Below are 16,577 nucleotides of genomic sequence, written 5' to 3' on the forward strand. Positions count from 1 at the left end.
AAACTGACAGAGACTGTTTTTTAGTCATCTCAACGCATAAAATAGTAATACCAAATCTGAAAATTAAGATATTGAGGAAAACGAGTGCAAACGCTACAAGTAGTAAGTTTAGCGAGTTTGACAAAGATAGGTTATTTTTCAAAAAAGGTATAAGTTTAGTTATGCTAAGCGTCTATTTTAAGCTAAGATAGGGCAAAAAATAGCTGTGTCCTGCAAGGCTAATAAATGACATCTATCCAGCCCATAAATACCCATACTCAAGCTAAAACAGGCGACTTATGACCCGATTACACTTAAACACTCTTAGCAGCAGACTAACCGCTGCCCTATTGATCACTGCATTGAGCTCAGCCTCTTACGCTGCAGACGTACAAGATGCCGATACCTCAGAACAGCAAGCAACAGCGACAGAGATGACAAACAAACGAATCATCTCCGTTGTAGATAGTAACAATGGTATCGTTGCCATTGCAAACGACACACCTATTCTAAAAAGTCAGCTACTCTCTGCAATAGCAACCGCTCAAGCACAGATTGAAGCCAGTGGTCAGCCAGCACCCAACCCACAGCGCTTACAAAATGAAGTGCTAAATAGTTTAATTTTGCGTGAGCTACAATTAGATATGATCAATAGAGCTGGTATACGAGCCAATGCTGATGCCGTTGATCAAAGCTTAGCGAACATTGCCCAATCACAAGGTATGAGTTCTTTAACTGAGCTTCAACAGACCTTAGACGCTCGCCGTCCAGGTAGCTATGCCGCACTACGAGCACAAGTAGCAGAAGAAGAGGCGCTTAAAATCTTACAACAAAGCCAGGTCGCAAGCCGTGTCCATATCACGGAACAAGATATCGATGCATTTTTGGCATCGCCAGAGGCAAATCGACTACAAACTGCTGAATATCACACTGTACACATTCGCATCCCTTTTAGTGATGACTTTAGCCGCATTACAGACAGTGAAAAACAAGCAGCGATACAAATTGCTGAGCAAACTCAAAATCTTCTGCGCAACACAGATGATGCAGAGTTTGTATTAGAGCAGTTGTCAAACGGTATCGCCAAAGACTATGCTACTCCAATTCAAGGTGGTGATATGGGATATCATGAAGCAGCAGGCTTACCCACTGACATTGCCAACCAAATTACCCAGCTCCAATCAGGTGAGGTCACCCAGCCACAAGTTACCCCAGCAGGTATTGATGTGGTAAAACTGATCGATATTCGTAATATTGATAACATGGTTATACCCCAGTGGAAAGTACGTCATATCTTAATACAAAATGACGAGCTACACAGTGATGCACTCGTTGAGCAACGTATCAATGATCTATACGAACAGTTACGCCATGATGCAGACTTTGCCGCACTGGCAGCAACGTATTCAGATGATCCAGGCTCTGCTGGTCGTGGCGGTAGCTTAGACTGGGTAGCACAAGGTCAGATGGTGCCTGAGTTTGAACAGATGATGTTACAAACTCCAGTAGGTGACTTCTCAACACCCTTTAAAACACAGTTTGGTTGGCATATTCTTAAAGTAGAAGCTACTCGTGACAAAGATGTGAGCGAGACGGTCAAGCGCAACTTGGCTCATGAGGCGTTATTCCAACGCTTAGCGCCACAAGCACAAGAAGATTGGCTACAAGAATTACGTGCCAATGCCTTTGTACAAGTATTTGATTAAGATCTGCTGTTAGGCTTAACCTCATTTTCAGCTTAACACCCTGTACTGCTTGTACTAGAATCGTTGTACTAGAATCTGAGGGCTAAGCTAACAACAAAAGCTAAACTTAAATAGACTCTAGGGCGTGTCTTCATGTTAAAAATAGTGATAACAATAAGAAAAGTCGCGGTCAAACTAGGAATATAACGCAGATAATATCATTTTATTGAGAGACTGTATGACAAGGTTTAGTGATACTTTTTTAAAAAGCAACCTATCTTTGTCAAGCTCACTAAACCTACTACTTGTAACGTTTGTACTCATTTTCCTTGATATCTTAGTTTTCAGATTTGGTATTGTCTTTAACCCATTTAAATATCATTGCGCCAGTTGAAAACACGCCCTATTAGCCCAGCGAAAGGTATTTTTAACCAAGTATGCTGGGCTATAATTATAATCCTAGCACTGCTCTAGGATCTATCGGTGTTCCGTTTTCACGTAACTGAAACTCTAGTGCTACCTGATTGGTCTGTCCAGAGTTGCCCATAGTTGCAATGCGCTGCCCTGTACGCACCTGATCACCCTCTTTTACCAACAGCTCATTATTATGAGCATAGACAGTAATATAAGTCGCATCATGACGAATCATAATCAGGTTACCATACTCAGGTAAACCATCACCTGCATACAAAACCTGTCCATCTTTACTGGCCAATATAGGATCTCCTAGACGGCCTGTAAACCACATACTCATCTCACCAGTACTGGCGTTAAAGTTTTTGATAACTTGGTTGCTACTAGGATAGCCATAACCTCTGGCTGAGCTGACCGTAGCTGGATAAGCTGGTGTATTATTGACAGGTGGCGCAGTAACAACAGGACTCGAAGTCCGAGTGACACTTTGAGTTGGTTGCGTACCAGCTCTAGTGGATACTGGTCTAGTCGCTGGCGCTACGACACGACCTTCCCACAGCTTGAGCCACTGACCTGCATAAATAGTATACTTGCTATCTAGATGGTTTAACGCACCCAATTGGCGGTAATTTAGACCATAACGGGCCGCAATTTGACTAACAGTATCTCCCGCTTGTACTTTATAAAAATTTGGCACACCATGGGAGTCAACCATGATGGTTGGACCGCTGGTTTGATAAGTGGGCTTGGTAGCACAGCCAGTTAGTAACAACATCCCACTCAGCATAGCAAAGCCTAATCCTTGTAATATCTTTTTTTGCTCAAAGCAACTGCTATGATGACTGCTTTGATACTGACAGCCTTTATTTGTCGTTTTTGTACTGCTGATATGAGCTGTGTTAGGCATCTACGCCTCCCTCCTTCGTGGTATTATCTAAGCAAGCGTGAGCTTACTACTGGAATAGTTGCAGTTGCTACTACACTATTTGTGTTTGCTAAGCTTTGTTGCTTTTAAGCCTAGTCTTTCGTTAATCTTATAGTCTTTCGTTAATCTTATAGTCTTTCGTTCATCTTATAGCCTTTTGATTAATATTATGGTTCGTGGTCAATATTATATAGGATAAAGGATATAATACCAGACGCTTAAACCGCAACTTGACACTTGATTTAAACCTTAACTTTAATATCCTAAAAGCCACAGCAAAACTGTGAAAATAGCTATAATAGCTCATATTGCAACCTTGCAAGCTATCAAGTTTTTGGCTGCATCATAAAAAAAGATAAGCTATATGCAGTAAAGCACATGCACGCAAAAAAGCAAGTAGATTCAACCCATATTACACCCTTAGCAATATGGGTTACGCATTAAAAAGTTTAAGTCACAGTTGCTAAACATCTGAGCAATTAATTCATGTGATAATGTACATACACTAGGGCGTGTTTCTATTTGGTTGGTGAGGCTAAAAATGAGATAGATTTTGCCAATCAAAGTAAATTTTGTAGCAAATATAGAAAAGAATAATAGATATATTGTCTAAAAACGTGCAAAGATTAGCGAAAATATAGGGGCTGCATAGAATTCATTTATTAGGGACACGCCCTAAATAGGCTATAATACTAAACATAAAGCTAACCACATATAGCTAAACTTAAAACCAACTAAACTTAAAAATAAAATAAATATAGAAAACAAATTGCATCACCAGTATTAAACAGACCCTGATCTAACAAGCTATCTGTTATGTGATATAGCAGATATCTTATTTTATTAATACCATTTTTATGGGTACAACAAATTTACAAATATGATGATGATAACTATGAGAGACCTAATGCATAAATTTTTCACCCTATCACTTAGTGGCACGTCCAATATTAAAAAGATCTCTAAAGCTAACAGCCTGCGCAAAATTATGCTAACCGTAGCCTTAGGTAGTGTGAGCTTATTTGGATCTATGCTCAGCCATGCAGCAGAAACCACAATTCCTGTTGATTTAGCTGGTACCACAGCGACCAAACACGAGATTGCCGTACTACAAGTACTCTCAGAAATTTGCCCACCAATGCTTAATAATCAACAAAAAAGTAACTTTTATAAAGCCTATAACTATGAGCTAAAGCAAATGCTACCAACCATTGAAAACCCAAAAGCAGCTATCCAATATTTATCAACTCAGCAAGATTACAAAACTATTTTATCAAGCATGCGCAGCTGGACAATGGGCTTCTCTCCTGAAGAGAACCTAGCTTTATGTACAGACTTAGCCAATACTGAGTTCTAACAATTAGTACCCTTCAATCTCCTGAATAATACTGAACATAGGTCGACTCTGTATCAGCAGAATCGACCTATATTACTCGATAATATCAACCCTTAAGAGTACAACGATTAAACGACTACTAAAGTCGGGGCTGTTAAATGGTGGTATAGTTGTAGTCAGATAAATGAGTTACAAGGCAACCGAGTGCAAGTACTACTGAAGTAGGCTAAACGAGGTTAACGCTGCAACTCTTGTATATGGCTGTGACTATATTTGTAGGTAAAGCTTGTAGGTAAAGCTTGTAGGTAAAGCTTGTAGGTAAAGCTTGTAGGTAAAGCTGAAAAACTTTAGCATCAGCACGAAGAGTCAAGCAAATGTGCCCGGTTTTAGCCACAAACCTGATTTACTTGTTTCGCCTGTTTGCACAATTTGATAATATACTGTTTTGTTTGGTTTATCACCAATTTGTTTGGTTTATCACCAGATAGATAAACACCCCGTTATGTATGACCTGACACATAATAAACCTTAGCCCAAATTTAGATGTGTTCAAATGTAGCCTGCAACTGTCAATATCCTATATCCGTCAGCTCACTATCTGTAAACATAGTACGGCGTAGAGCATTATTTGTCTCAAGCGTCAGCACTGATGAAGACAGCGACTGTCAAAGTCTAGCTCAATGCTGTTGTCAGCAATACATACTGAACCAACTATGACCAACTATCAATGGTGTCTTAGATATGACTGCTTTTGCAACCAAGTACTTACCTGCCTTAACCCGTAAAAAAAATAACTCTCCTTTCACTGCCATTAAACCTTTATTTGTCGTATCTGGTCTATTGTTACTTTCTAGCACCAGCTTGGCGGCGCCAGTTCCTCCTCCTGATATGGATAATACTGCTTATATCCTGATGGATTATGATACTGGTGTAGTTTTGGCAGAAAAAAATGCCGATCAACCGTTACCACCAGCATCATTAACCAAAATGATGACTAGCCACATTATTGAAAAAAAATTACTCTCTGGTGAGTTGCAAGAAGATGAGCAAGTCCTCATGAGCGAAAATGCTTGGTGCCGTGGCAGTAGCAGTGAGTCGTGCATGTATGTTCCTGTCAATACCACTGCCTCTGTTATTGATATGCTACGTGGTATTATTATTCAATCTGGTAACGATGCCTCCAAAGCGATGGCTGAGCATATCGCTGGTAGTGAAGCCGCCTTTGCACATCTCATGAATGAAGAGGCTAAAAATCTAGGCATGACAAACTCTCACTTTGTCAATGCTACTGGGATGCCAGGTGAAGGGCATCAAGCCTCTGCTCGCGATTTGGCAATTTTGGCCAAAGAGACCATCAGACAAGGTGGTAAATACTATGACTTGTACTCTGAAAAAGAGTTTACTTATAACAATATCACTCAAGGCAACCGCAATGCGTTGCTACATACTGATCCAACGGTTGATGGCTTAAAAACAGGGCATACCAATGCTGCTGGCTATTGTTTGGCAGCCTCAAGCCTACGTGATAATATGCGCCTCATTGCTGTCGTCATGGGTAGCAATAGCATGCAGGCACGTGCAGATCAGTCTCGTCAGTTATTTAGCTGGGGTTTTTCGCATTTTGATACTCAAGTTGTTGCACCTGCCAATCAGTTTGTCGATACGTTACCCGTTTATTTTGGGCAGCAAGATGAGGTAAAAGTTGCCACAGCAGAAGCATTAAAGGTACTGATATCAAAAGAGCAAGCCGATAAGATCAGCACTATTATAAATATCTCAGATGATATTAAAGCGCCCGTAGCCAAAGGCCAAGAGATTGGTCGCATGATCGCTATGGTCGATGGTAAATCAGTCGCTTCTGTGCCAATTGTAGCCACCGAAGCAGTTGAAAAATCTGGTATCTTTAAGCGTGCATGGCAGCATATTGTACAATGGGTAAAAGGCTTTTTTTAACAAGCTTTAAATACACCTAATCAGAATCAAAGGGACACAACAAAGGGCTGTCAATAATTGACAGCCCTTTTTGTATAACAGTATTTTGTATAACAGTATTTTGTATAACAGTATTTATAGTCAAAGAAGTCCAAAATGGTTATAAGGCAACCGAGTACAAGTACTACTCAGGTAGGCTTAGCGAGACAGCGTGTTTAGTACTTCTCTGACTATACAGCCCCTTGCTTAAAGGTTAAAAGTTTGTATTCACAATTTACAATGGATCCTTGTTGCCTCACTGTCTCTGTGCTTACTGTTTGTGCGCTTACTTTTTCTTCTTTTTGGGTGCAGCTTTTTTGTACTTCATACTACGACGTTTGAGCCTTGCCTCTGAGACTCCAGGACGCACCTTTTTGGTTGAAGGTGTTTTTTTGCCTGCATATGGATTGGTATTGAGCTTAAACTCAACCTTTAACGGTGTGCCTTCAAGCTTAAATACCTTACGAAATTCATTTTCTAAATAACGCTGATAGCTTTTAGGCAGTGAGCCCGTTTGGTTACCATGAATAACAATAATTGGTGGATTATGCCCGCCTAAATGTGCATAACGTAGCTTAATACGGCGTCCACCAGACATGGGCGGTGGATTGGCAGCCACTGCGTCTTCTAAAATCTGGGTAAGACGACTGGTTGAGACTTTGAACATCGAAGAATCATAAGCCTTATGAATTGAAGGATATAAGTTACCCACATTGGTGCCATGCAACGCTGAGATAAAGTGTACTTTAACATAAGGGATAAAATTAAAGCGCCGATCCATCTCAATGCGTACCATTTCTTTTTGATCTTCGTGCAGTCCATCCCATTTGTTAATAGCGACCACAATAGCACGACCTGCATCAAGCGCATAACCAAGCATATTTAAGTCTTGATCTACAATACCCTCTTGGGCATCAATGACCACAATGACCACATTGGCATCTTTAATCGCTTGCAAGGACTTAATAACAGAAAACTTCTCGACTTTTTCACCGATACGACCACGGCGACGCACACCAGCAGTATCAATCAGTACATACTTATTACCATTGCGCTCATAGGGGATGTAGATACTGTCACGAGTGGTTCCTGGCATATCATACACCACGACTCTATCTTCACCGATCATACGGTTAACTAGAGTTGACTTACCTACGTTCGGACGACCGATAACCGCTAAACGTAGTCCCTCTTGTACCTCTTCCTCAATATCTTCTGGCATATCAGCAGTTAAGTCTTCTAGCAGGTTGCCAACACCGCGACCATGACTGGCAGTCATCGGATACGGCTCACCAAGTCCTAATGCATAAAACTCCGCTGGGGCAGCATCGTGGACACCATCAATCTTATTGGCAACCAAGAAGACGGGCTTGCCCAGACTATGTAACATTTTTGCAATCTCAGCATCAGCGCCTATCATACCGGCACGTGCATCTACCACAAACACAATAATATCAGCCTCATGAATGGCAGTATGCGATTGCGCTGACATATAATCATCGATACTACCTCGGCCATCATCAGCCTCACCGATCCCGCCAGTATCTATGACGACAAAGGACTTATTGTTATAGGTAGCATCACCGTATTGTCTATCACGGGTTAAGCCAGACAAATCAGCAACTAAAGCTTGACGTGACTTGGTCATTTGGTTAAATATTGTCGATTTACCCACATTTGGGCGGCCTACTAAGGCGACGACAGGTTTTATGAACATCTGTTATCTCTCATGATCTGTCAAGGATTCAATGATTTTAAATAAATGGTTTAAATCAGGGTGCTTGAAAATTTAATTAATAAAAAACGTTAAAAAAACGTAAGGGAGTCTAGGGCGAGTCTTCAATTCGTACAATGATATTTAAATGGGCTAAAAATAAAGTTGAGTTATTCGTAGTGACTTTTTACAATAACAAACTGCTTATAATAACAAACTGCTTATAATAACAAACTGCTTATGATAACAAACTGCTTACTACCCTAATAAACTGTTTTTAATAAACTACCATAGCGGACTACAATGCGTATGAAATGAATAATGACACACAACAACAATATACAAGGTATATCCATCATAACCGCTTAAAGCAACAGTAACTGCCATACAATTGAATTTACGACAGTTTACAGATAGCTTACCTAGTTATGATAACATGGTTTTAACTCTCTTAATAATGAACCTACATCAATTATGTCTAGACGCTCTGCACCTTTTGTCGCTCCAGAAGATATTATCCAAGATTCTCAGTCTCCTACGGGCAAAAAACACGCAAAACAACTGCTCTCAAGCTTGCAAGCAGACATTGCTACCTTTCGGGATGATCAATTCCCGCCAGATATATTACGTCAAATTAGAGATTTGCCTATATATCAAGGCAACTATGATGAAGTGGCAGCATATCATAAACGCTGGAAGCCCCTAATTGATAGAGCATTACAATTTTACCCAGCTGCTTATTTACCACCAGAAAATTTACCGCTACCTGCCAGCCTAGAGATTCCACAATTTATCTATCAAGTGCAACGCTTGCATTTGACCAAAACCCGTGCCAAAGAGTCAAAAAACTTTGGCTCTGTCGGCGCTCTGATCAGTAAGTGCGGTGAATTTAGCGATGCTGAGTACCAGCGTCTAGAAAAAGTATTTATCCAAGATGACAGCGCTCGTCTGGTAGCGCATCGTGAATTTGTTGACTTACGTGCCTATGTATTTTGCCGTGATAACAAAGGTGAGATGCTCGAGCCTGAGCGACTGCGCTTTTATCGTACAGGACTTATTATTCATGCCCTGCCAGACTTCAAAGTGGTTGACAGCCGCCAAAAACCACGCAAACGCCGTAACGATGCTTATAGCAACCCATTAGCGGACAATGGCGTATGGAAGGTGTATAAAAAAAGATAATTAACCCAAGCCTCACAGCCCAGACTCTACAACACACAAACTCATAAGGACCCTACATGTTTGCAGCCTCCTTTCTTCAACCTAGCCTAATGTTACAAGCCACTATCTTTTTAGGCGCTGCACTCTTATTAGTACCTTTAGGAAAGCGGTTACATATATCAACTGTGTTAGGTTATTTAATCACTGGTTTATTACTAGGACCAAGTGTATTTGATGTTGCTGGTGATGCAGAAAGCTTGATGCACTTTTCTGAGTTTGGGGTGGTGATGCTGCTATTTGTCATCGGCTTGGAGCTACAACCTTCCAGACTTTGGGCATTACGTCATTCTATTTTTGTATTCGGTGGCTTACAAGTTGGGGTTACTGGTCTATTATTAATGGGGCTTATTTTCCATTTTACTAGTCTTAAACTTGATACCGCTTTTATCGTTGGCTTTGGCTTGGCACTCTCTTCGACAGCTTTTGTATTGCAGGTACTCACCGAAAAGCAACAGTTGGCCAGCACCCATGGTCGTGAAGCCTTTACCATTTTGTTATTCCAAGATATCGCGGTCATTCCTTTATTGGCCGCCATACCCTTTTTTTCTGGGGTACGTCAACAAAGCTATGACTTGATTTATTTTGCCAAAGTCATTGCTGTATTTGGTGGTTTATTTTTGGTAAGCCGTTATGTGGTTCGCCCTTTCTTTAAGTTTGTCGCACAAAGTGGCGCCACGGAATTATTAACTGCCGTAGCACTGTTTATCGTGATGGGTGTGTCTATATTAATGGGTCAAATCGGATTGTCGATGGCACTGGGTGCATTTTTGACTGGAGTATTATTAGCAGACTCTGAATACCGCCACGAGCTTGAAGCCAGTATTGAGCCGTTCAAAGGCTTGTTATTGGGTTTGTTCTTTATGTCAGTCGGTATGCTCACCGATGTCAAGCTCATCATGGAGCATCCGCTATTGATTGTTGGCGCTGCTGTATTATTAATGATTATTAAGTTTTCTGTGGTCAGTGTCATTGCCCGTTTATTAGGCAACCGCTTGCCTACCAGTATTCGCTTGGGTGTCACCTTAGCGCAAGGCGGTGAGTTCGCTTTTGTGTTATTCGGTACTGCCGCCAACCAAAATGTACTGCATCCTGAGTATGCCAGCTTATTAAACTTAATTGTAACCATCTCAATGGCGCTCACGCCTATTGGCTTTATGCTCTTAGAAAAAATCGGTGAGCCAAGATTTGCCAAGCGTCAGCCAACACGTGAGTATGATAGTATTCCAGATCATGAGCATCCAGTAATCATTGCTGGATTTGGACGAGTCGGTCAGATTATCGGGCGGGTGCTACGTATGCATAATATCGAATTTACAGCCATTGAAAGCTCAGCCAACCAAGTTGATTTCGTACGTAAGTTTGGTAACCAAGTCTATTATGGTAATCCACAGAACCCTCAAATCTTGCGCACCGCTGGTATTGAAAAAGCACGCTTATTTATCATTGCTACCGATGATATCGAGCGCTCTATTTCTACAGCCCGTTACTTGCACAATAACTACCCGCACCTCAAGATTTTAGCGCGTGCTCGTAACCGCAGCCATTATTATCGCTTACGTGAGGTGGGCATCACCCATGTGTGGCGTGAGACTTATCTAAGTTCATTGGATATGTCACGTCAGTCACTTGAGCTGCTTGGTATGTCACCTGAAAAAGCCCGTGAGACCATCACCGCCTTTCGTGATTATGATGATAAACTACTTAATCAGCAACAGGCCATCTATGAAGATGAGGCCAAGTTAATCGAATCAGTTCAGTCCTCATTGCTTGAGTTAGAGAGCTTATTTGACTCAGACCACGATGAAGGCAAAAAGCTAGATTTGGATGAAATAGAAACGGCGGTTGGTATTCAAAAATCACAAAACACCTAATTTAATTACCATGGCACATTACTGGTTTTTGTTTTTTATTAAAAGAGGTTATGCACTGCCACTGACGAGGTGACGGCGTGGACTCAGGACGATACATAATAAAGGTCTGACCATTTAAATTACGATTGGGGAAAGGTACTGCTTGAATACGAGCAATGAGCACACAGCTACTGTGACGATTGCCAAGCGCCTCTGTATTTTGTAGCACTTGTAGCTGTAAATGTGCGCCAGCAGTAGTCAAGCCAGCGGTGTCTAGCACCACTTTATCCAAGCCGAGCGTCTCCAAGGTCGCCCCCACTGGGCAGCTGCCTTGCTGTTGATACAAACCTTCAACTCGGCTTGCGGCAATACGCGTTAAGCTAAAACTATCTTGAATAATACTTTTTTCAATAGGCTTTGCATACAAAGGTAAAAACTGACGATAAATGACCATTAATAAAAAGCTAAATAAGGCAAATGCAGTACCTAGTCCGACCAAGCTTACCCCACCTTCGTGTTGCAAATGCGCTTTTTGCTTTTCTGGATCTTGTGGATACTTATCTAGGGCATCGGCAATCTCACGCCTTGCCATGCGATAATAATAGGCATCCGACCAGCGCGCTATCATGACCGACCAAAATAACCAAATAGTTGCGCCAATAACTATTCGGATCACCATTTGATACGCATCTGCCACAAAGGGCATAAACAAAAACTCAAATGCAACTAAAGCAATCGTGACATTAAGTTGGATAAATGACCAACCAGCCACTGTATATACAATACAGTCCAGATAACGCTTGCGATAAAGCAACCACCCAAATGTGGCGGCAAAGGCCGCCCAGTTCCACTTTGCAGACAAATAGCCTTGCTCATCAAACTGTGCAAAGCGTTTTAAATAATAAGCTTGCGAGCGCTGTCCAATAAACCATTTATCCAACTGTTTGCGCTGCTTGGGTGTCAACTGCTCTTGATAAAATGGCGGTGGCGAGGTCTCTTCAATAAATAACATGGTCGTTTAGGCCTCTTACATAGCAAAGGTAATTGTTTCACTAGAATATAAGTTATAATACGCCAAAATTACTGTTTTTTTTAGAGTTCAATGACTATATTAGGGTTCAATGACTATGAGTACTGACAAGCCACAAAGAAACACCTCTCAATCAACCACCACTTCTCAACTAGCCACCACTCCCCAAAGTTTATCCTCTAATACTCAAAATGACGGTCATGATACTGCCGCTACAAACAACTCAGAGAAAAGCGGCGTATCAAACAACCGTTCGCAGACTAACACGCCTGCTCATCCTCGCTTTATCAATACCTTTATGAAACGCCGTACTCATGTCAGTAAATCAGCAGAGCAAGCCTTAACAGATCCTGCTTATGCTAAATATATCGTAAACCGCGCAGACGAAACAGGACAAGGCATTATTGATCATATTACTGACTTACGTGCCTTATTTGCCGACACACAACAAACACCAAATGGTCCAGACGCTCCTTTAACCTTTGAAATTGGCTTTGGTATGGGTAGCTCGCTAATAGAAATGGCAAAAGCCGATCGCAACCGTAACTTCGTGGGGATTGAAGTACATGAGCCTGGTATCGGTAAGTGTGCTGTCATGGCAGATGAAGAAGGCTTGACCAACCTAAAAATCCTTAACGGAGATGCAATTCGCTTAATGCAGCAACTGCCAGAGAGCCATATCGACCGTATCCAGCTCTACTTTCCAGATCCTTGGCAAAAAAAACGACACTATAAACGTCGCTTTGTCAGCCCTGAGCGTATGCAAATCGTCACTCGTGTTTTAAAAGCTGGTGGTTGGTTTCATGCTGCAACAGACTGGGAGCACTACGCTTTTTGGATGTTGGATGTATTAGATAACTTCCAAGGGTTAACCAATACCGCTGGCAAAGGCAACTTCACGCCCCGTCCCAAGTTTCGCCCGCTGACTAAGTTTGAGAAACGTGGCCTGGATCGTGGGCATGGTGTCTGGGATTTAATTTACCGTAAAGACCGTTCTTCATCAGATTAGCTATCAAATTAAAGATTAACTGTCAAACTAACAATCAACTATCAAACATCATCTCTTGGTCAAGACTGTCATCTGCGTGAAACATCCTTATGATAAACCTTATCTACTGGACTTAATTTCTTCATTAAGGTGACTAATATTTAATGTTTATGCTATCGAATTCTCCTTAACAACCATCCAAATTATAGAATTATTGCGCACAAAATACACTGCTAACGCATGACTGATAAGGGAATGCAGGGTTTTCCCCATAACCTGTGGATAACTCTGTGGATAAGCGCCTACTTGACAAGTTATACCCTAGATAATACAGGGCTTTGAATAAAATTGTTCATTTTTTATACAATTATTTTTTGTATTAAAATCAATGAGTTACACAGCATACCACTAAGATGACTGATTCCTTCAATTATTTTCAATGTTTATTTTTTGGCATAATGAATGTTTCACAGTCTGACCAGATAGTCTTATTCAAGCTGTGGATAAGTTGCAAAATAAGCCACTAGAGACTTGACTTTTTCAGTATTTAGGTTCTTTAATAACCGCCCTAAGTATGGCCTAACCTATCTGCCCCTTTGTTTCTTTAGGCTACCTTGTTTCTTTAAGATAGATGTGGTTTTTAAGAGATATGGCTAGCCACAACAACTGTCCTGTAACTCTTAACCCACAACTCAAATTACAAATAACAAATAGAGTATTTACCATGAAGCTTCGTATCTTAAGTATCGGCGGCAAAATGCCAAAGTGGATTGATACTGGATTTAACGAATATTACAAACGTATCCAACCTATGCTTAGCACAGATCTGGTTGACTTAGCAGCTGCCAAACGTGCCAAAAACCCCTCTAATGCCAATCTTGCCCAATATCGTGAACAAGAAGGCAAAGCAATATTGGCCGCCCATCAAAATCATGCACGTGAAAAGCTGTGGGTGCTGGATGTGAAGGGCAAAATGCTCTCCACTGAACAGTTGGCAGATAAGCTCAGTGATGCAATGCAGCTGGGCGATGACGTGGCACTGGTGATAGGAGGCGCTGACGGGTTATCGCCTGAGGTGTTAGCAGCGGCTGATTTTAAGTGGTCATTATCGCCTTTGACCCTGCCGCACCCTTTGGTACGTGTGGTATTAATGGAGCAGTTATATCGGGCGATGAGTATTAATAATAACCATCCTTATCACAGGGGCAATTAAGCAGAGGCAACTTTGGCGTGCTCAACAGCACTTTCATTTTGCTTTAAAAGCTGATAGCTTGCCCCCATAATTAGCACATGACACATTCAAATAACTCTCAAAACTCAGCTTTTAGCGTCCCAGCTTCAGTGACTGCGCTCACCAGCTTTGAGCCTGTCACTACTACTAGTCGTCAGGGAAAAATTCGCTCGATACAAGCGCTAGCGACTTTGCCAGCCCTATTCATCTCGCACGGTGCGCCCACTCTTGCGGTTGAGAAAAACGCCACCACCAATGCGTTAGCGCGCACTGGCCAAAATCTGCCTAAACCTAAAGCCATTGTCATCATGTCGGCGCATTGGGTTACTCAAACCTTAGAAATTTCCAGCAATCCAGCACCACAAACTTGGCACGATTTCTCAGGCTTTAACCATCAACTAAACACCCTACAATACCCAGCTGTCGGGCACCCTGAATTGGCCGATTCGCTATCGGTACAACTTAATAAAATGGGAGTAATCAATAGCCTTAATCCGTTACGGCCGTTAGATCATGGCGTGTGGGCACCACTGATGCATTTGTATCCAAAAGCGGATGTGCCTATCGTGCAATTATCATTGCCTCGTCATTTTGATGCCTATGCCTGTTATCAATTAGGCAGCTTATTCGCCCAATTGCGTCATGAGCAAATCTTGGTGATTGGCTCTGGTAGTATTACTCACAACTTGGCTAGTTTAGATTGGAATGCCAGTAGTGAGGATAAGCAAGCCAAAGCGTTTAAAGTATGGCTATTAAATAAGTTAAAAGCCGATATTCCAGCCGCTTTGGACTGGCAGGCTTTTGCAAATATTGAGCAGGTGCATCCAACGGCTGAGCATTTATTACCACTATTTTTTGCACTTGGCTGTGGTCAACGGGTGTCTGTCATTCACGAAAGTATGGCGCATCACAGTCTAGGAATGGATATTTACCGGTTTGATTAGGGGTTTATATAACCTAATCTAGATCTTGTCAATAAGACCTACACCTGTGACCAATATGGTAACCATTTTTCTACCTTACTTTGTTAAAATAGCTCGGTTAGTTAAAATAGCTCTGTTACCCTTATTTTTCTTAACCTTTCTTTTTTTAATACTCGTTTGAGCATTTAACAACCAAAGCACCCTTACGTTTTTATTTTAATTGATTGACATGAGCCACTTATGACTAATACGACTAACGCCAATATATCGAGCACAGCCCATACTAATCCAGCCAACCAAAATGCAGTGGTGCTGCTCTCAGGCGGACTAGATTCGGTCACTTGTCTATACTGGGCCAAAGACCGCTATGCCAAAGTCACTGCCGTCAGCTTTAACTATGGCCAGCGCCATAACAGCGAACTGGTAGCTGCCAAAACAATTGCACAACAAGCTGGGGTTGACCACAAAATCATTGATATTGATCTAGCACAGCTGGGCGGTTCATCACTCACTGACCATGAGATGACCGTACCCGATGGCGATGCAGACAAGTTTCCAACCCATACCGACAACATAGACAATAGCGCCATTCCCAATACTTATGTGCCTGCACGTAACACCATATTTTTATCTTATGCATTGGCAGTGGCAGAAGTTACGGATTCAAACCATATTGTAATCGGCGTCAGCTCGGTCGATTACTCAGGCTATCCAGACTGCCGTCCTGAATATATCCACGCCTTTGAAGTCATGGCTAATTTAGCTACCAAAGCTGGGGTTACTGGTCACAAACTACATATCCAAACCCCATTACAAACTTTGTCAAAAGCGCAAACCATTCAGTTAGGTCACTCGTTGGGTGTTGATTATTCACAGACCATCTCGTGCTACAAAGCTGATAGCGATGGGCGTGCCTGTGGTGTGTGTGACAGCTGCACCTTACGTAAGCGTGGTTTCCAAGATGCTGGTTTGACTGACCCTACCCGCTATGCTTAAAGGTTTTTTCATTTAAACTAAGGGCTACAAACAGTAACATAAGTTCTATCTAAATCTATTTATAATTACTTACTATGAATAGATTATTAAGCATAAAACAAGCAGCTGACCGATTAGGCGTTTCTGTCTCAACTCTACGGAGATGGGATGAGACAGGTGTGCTTGTCGCCCAAAGAACGCCAAAAGGTCATCGTAGATACGATTTGTCTAAAATAAACCCAAACCTGACTCACAGTAAGGTGGAACAACAACGCAAAACCATAGCTTATGCTCGTGTATCAAGTCATGACCAAAAGCCAGACTTGCAGCGTCAA

General features: G+C 41.7%; 13 protein-coding genes. 10 read left to right on the forward strand and 3 right to left on the reverse strand.

The genetic code is table 11. The annotated features are described in order from the left end of the window. Window positions 1-278: 278 nt before the first annotated feature. Window positions 279-1,685, forward strand: a complete 1,407-nt coding sequence (locus H140_RS0110140) for a peptidylprolyl isomerase (protein ID WP_019673545.1) — start codon at window positions 279-281, stop codon at window positions 1,683-1,685. Window positions 1,686-2,115: 430 nt separating this feature from the next. On the opposite strand, the gene H140_RS0110145 is transcribed toward H140_RS0110140, so the two are convergent. After that, on the reverse strand, window positions 2,116-2,985 hold the full coding sequence (locus H140_RS0110145) for a M23 family metallopeptidase (protein WP_019673546.1): 870 nt from the start codon (window positions 2,983-2,985) through the stop codon (window positions 2,116-2,118). Between the two features lie 925 nt (window positions 2,986-3,910). Between H140_RS0110145 and H140_RS0110150 the strand changes: the two genes are divergently transcribed. After that, complete coding sequence (locus tag H140_RS0110150; RefSeq protein ID WP_019673547.1) at window positions 3,911-4,360, forward strand: MCR_0457 family protein; 450 nt, start codon at window positions 3,911-3,913, stop codon at window positions 4,358-4,360. Window positions 4,361-5,080: 720 nt separating this feature from the next. Then, entirely contained in the window at window positions 5,081-6,292 is a 1,212-nt protein-coding gene (locus tag H140_RS0110155; RefSeq protein WP_019673548.1) for a D-alanyl-D-alanine carboxypeptidase family protein, read from the forward strand. Window positions 6,293-6,596: 304 nt separating this feature from the next. Here the strand turns inward: H140_RS0110155 and der are convergent, their stop codons facing one another. Further along, the gene (gene der, locus H140_RS0110160) at window positions 6,597-8,027 is read right to left on the reverse strand and encodes a ribosome biogenesis GTPase Der (RefSeq protein ID WP_019673549.1); all 1,431 of its coding nucleotides are present in this window, start codon (window positions 8,025-8,027) and stop codon (window positions 6,597-6,599) included. A 471-nt stretch (window positions 8,028-8,498) separates the two neighbouring features. Between der and H140_RS0110165 the strand changes: the two genes are divergently transcribed. After that, window positions 8,499-9,206 carry a hypothetical protein gene (locus H140_RS0110165; protein ID WP_019673550.1) on the forward strand — a complete coding sequence of 236 codons (708 nt, stop codon included), beginning with the start codon at window positions 8,499-8,501 and terminating at the stop codon, window positions 9,204-9,206. 56 nt (window positions 9,207-9,262) lie between these two features. Beyond that, window positions 9,263-11,116 carry a monovalent cation:proton antiporter-2 (CPA2) family protein gene (locus H140_RS0110170; RefSeq protein ID WP_019673551.1) on the forward strand — a complete coding sequence of 618 codons (1,854 nt, stop codon included), beginning with the start codon at window positions 9,263-9,265 and terminating at the stop codon, window positions 11,114-11,116. A gap of 1 nt (window position 11,117) precedes the next feature. On the opposite strand, the gene H140_RS0110175 is transcribed toward H140_RS0110170, so the two are convergent. Further along, window positions 11,118-12,107, reverse strand: coding sequence for a DUF2628 domain-containing protein (locus tag H140_RS0110175; RefSeq protein ID WP_019673552.1), 990 nt, complete (start codon window positions 12,105-12,107; stop codon window positions 11,118-11,120). Between the two features lie 115 nt (window positions 12,108-12,222). Between H140_RS0110175 and trmB the strand changes: the two genes are divergently transcribed. The 5 genes from trmB to H140_RS15575 all read left to right on the forward strand — a co-directional run. Then, complete coding sequence (gene trmB / locus H140_RS0110180; protein WP_019673553.1) at window positions 12,223-13,134, forward strand: tRNA (guanosine(46)-N7)-methyltransferase TrmB; 912 nt, start codon at window positions 12,223-12,225, stop codon at window positions 13,132-13,134. A gap of 703 nt (window positions 13,135-13,837) precedes the next feature. Beyond that, complete coding sequence (gene rlmH / locus H140_RS0110185; protein ID WP_019673554.1) at window positions 13,838-14,326, forward strand: 23S rRNA (pseudouridine(1915)-N(3))-methyltransferase RlmH; 489 nt, start codon at window positions 13,838-13,840, stop codon at window positions 14,324-14,326. Between the two features lie 77 nt (window positions 14,327-14,403). Beyond that, window positions 14,404-15,288, forward strand: a complete 885-nt coding sequence (locus tag H140_RS0110195) for a DODA-type extradiol aromatic ring-opening family dioxygenase (RefSeq protein WP_019673556.1) — start codon at window positions 14,404-14,406, stop codon at window positions 15,286-15,288. A 219-nt stretch (window positions 15,289-15,507) separates the two neighbouring features. Then, entirely contained in the window at window positions 15,508-16,263 is a 756-nt protein-coding gene (gene queC, locus H140_RS0110200) for a 7-cyano-7-deazaguanine synthase QueC (protein ID WP_019673557.1), read from the forward strand. Window positions 16,264-16,337: 74 nt separating this feature from the next. Further along, window positions 16,338-16,577, forward strand: a 240-nt coding sequence (locus H140_RS15575; RefSeq protein ID WP_156819154.1) for a MerR family DNA-binding transcriptional regulator, incomplete at its 3' end; no start/stop codon positions are given.

It is taken from the genome of Psychrobacter lutiphocae DSM 21542, assembly GCF_000382145.1.
In the GTDB taxonomy this organism is placed as follows: domain Bacteria; phylum Pseudomonadota; class Gammaproteobacteria; order Pseudomonadales; family Moraxellaceae; genus Psychrobacter; species Psychrobacter lutiphocae.

Coding starts and splice junctions, on each gene's coding strand:
- H140_RS0110140 (WP_019673545.1), top strand. CDS start 279: ATGACCCGATTACACTTAAACACTCTTAGCAGCAGACTAACCGCTGCC.
- H140_RS0110145 (WP_019673546.1), bottom strand. CDS start 2,985: ATGCCTAACACAGCTCATATCAGCAGTACAAAAACGACAAATAAAGGC.
- H140_RS0110150 (WP_019673547.1), top strand. CDS start 3,911: ATGCATAAATTTTTCACCCTATCACTTAGTGGCACGTCCAATATTAAA.
- H140_RS0110155 (WP_019673548.1), top strand. CDS start 5,081: ATGACTGCTTTTGCAACCAAGTACTTACCTGCCTTAACCCGTAAAAAA.
- der (WP_019673549.1), bottom strand. CDS start 8,027: ATGTTCATAAAACCTGTCGTCGCCTTAGTAGGCCGCCCAAATGTGGGT.
- H140_RS0110165 (WP_019673550.1), top strand. CDS start 8,499: ATGTCTAGACGCTCTGCACCTTTTGTCGCTCCAGAAGATATTATCCAA.
- H140_RS0110170 (WP_019673551.1), top strand. CDS start 9,263: ATGTTTGCAGCCTCCTTTCTTCAACCTAGCCTAATGTTACAAGCCACT.
- H140_RS0110175 (WP_019673552.1), bottom strand. CDS start 12,107: ATGTTATTTATTGAAGAGACCTCGCCACCGCCATTTTATCAAGAGCAG.
- trmB (WP_019673553.1), top strand. CDS start 12,223: ATGAGTACTGACAAGCCACAAAGAAACACCTCTCAATCAACCACCACT.
- rlmH (WP_019673554.1), top strand. CDS start 13,838: ATGAAGCTTCGTATCTTAAGTATCGGCGGCAAAATGCCAAAGTGGATT.
- H140_RS0110195 (WP_019673556.1), top strand. CDS start 14,404: ATGACACATTCAAATAACTCTCAAAACTCAGCTTTTAGCGTCCCAGCT.
- queC (WP_019673557.1), top strand. CDS start 15,508: ATGACTAATACGACTAACGCCAATATATCGAGCACAGCCCATACTAAT.